Annotated in this window: 1 protein-coding gene; it reads right to left on the reverse strand. The window is 55.8% G+C overall.

What is annotated here, in order from left to right:
* Positions 1–1,456 (reverse strand): immunoglobulin-like domain-containing protein (locus JFT44_RS28495; protein WP_374068332.1); only part of this gene is annotated, 1,456 nt, incomplete at its 3' end.
* Between the last annotated feature and the right edge of the window lie 14 nt (positions 1,457–1,470).

The raw sequence follows: 1,470 nt of genomic DNA on the forward strand, positions 1-1,470 counted from the left end.
TGTACACGTCATCCGGAGCTGTAGTCGAAACAGTACCGCTCGACTGGTTCACACCGATGGTGATGACCTGGTTGTTATCCAGGGTCACGGTCACAGGGCTGGTGATGTTAGTCACCGGCGCGCCGTTTTTATCCACAAGGGTAGCGGTGTAAACGATCTCGCCGCCTTCGCCCACAGTTTTAGTGGCGGTCAGGACCACATCGACCTTGTCGATGGTGTCGTTGATGGTTGTGGTTGCGCCATCGCCAGCGACTACGAGCTTCTCGAAGTTGCCGCCGTCAGTCCCGGTGATCTGGACAGTCTGGGTGCTCTTGTCGACGAACACGTCATCGCCAGGGGCATCAACGGTGACGGTGCCGACAGTTTCACCGGCCTTGATGGTGATGGTTTGCTTGTTATCGAGGGTCAAGGTGACGTCAGTGTCAGCCTTGTTGCTCAAGGTGGCGGTGTAGGTGATGGTGCCGCCTTCGTTGACGGCGCTTGGCGCGGTCAGGGTGACGGTAGTGGTGTTATCTGTGCCCGGTGTGTCAGTCACGATGGTGGTGACTTTATCGGTACCCGGAACCAGGTTCTCAAAGTGCTCGCCACCGGTGACTTCTTTAATACCGGTAGTAACAGTCTGATCGCCTTTGTACACGTCATCCGGAGCTGTAGTCGAAACAGTACCGCTCGACTGGTTCACACCAATGGTGATGACCTGATTGTTATCCAGGGTCACAGTCACAGGGCTGGTGATGTTAGTCACCGGCGCGCCGTTTTTATCCACAAGGGTAGCGGTGTAAACGATCTCGCCGCCTTCACCCACGGTTTTAGTGGCGGTCAGGACCACATCGACCTTGTCGATGGTGTCGTTGATGGTGGTAGTCGCGCCATCGCCAGCAACCACGAGCTTCTCGAAGTTGCCGCCGTCAGTCCCGGTGATCTGAACGGTTTGGGTGCTCTTGTCGACGAACACGTCATCGCCTGGGGCATCAACTGTCACAGTGCCAACAGTTTCGCCAGCTTTGATGGTGATGGTCTGTTTGTTGTCGAGAGTGAGGGTGACGTCGGTATCCGCTTTATTCGAAAGCGTAGCGGTGTAGGTGATTTTCCCACCCTCACTCACTTCCGATGGAGCCGTCAGCGTCACTGTCGTGGTGTTATCGGTACCTGGGGTATCAGTAACAGTCGTGGTGACCTTGTCAGTGCCCGGAACCAGGTTCTCAAAGTGCTCGCCACCGGTGACTTCTTTAATGCCGGTAGTAACAGTCTGGTCGCCTTTGTACACGTCATCCGGAGCTGTAGTCGAAACAGTACCGCTCGACTGGTTCACACCGATGGTGATGACCTGATTGTTATCCAGAGTCACGGTCACAGGGCTGGTGATGTTAGTCACCGGCGCGCCGTTTTTATCCACAAGGGTAGCGGTGTAGACGATCTCGCCGCCTTCACCCACGGTTTTGGTGGCGGTCAGCACCACATCGACCTTGT

Origin of the sequence: Pseudomonas sp. MF5691, from assembly GCF_016405645.1 — a bacterium.
GTDB classification, from domain to species: Bacteria; Pseudomonadota; Gammaproteobacteria; order Pseudomonadales; family Pseudomonadaceae; genus Aquipseudomonas; species Aquipseudomonas shahriarae.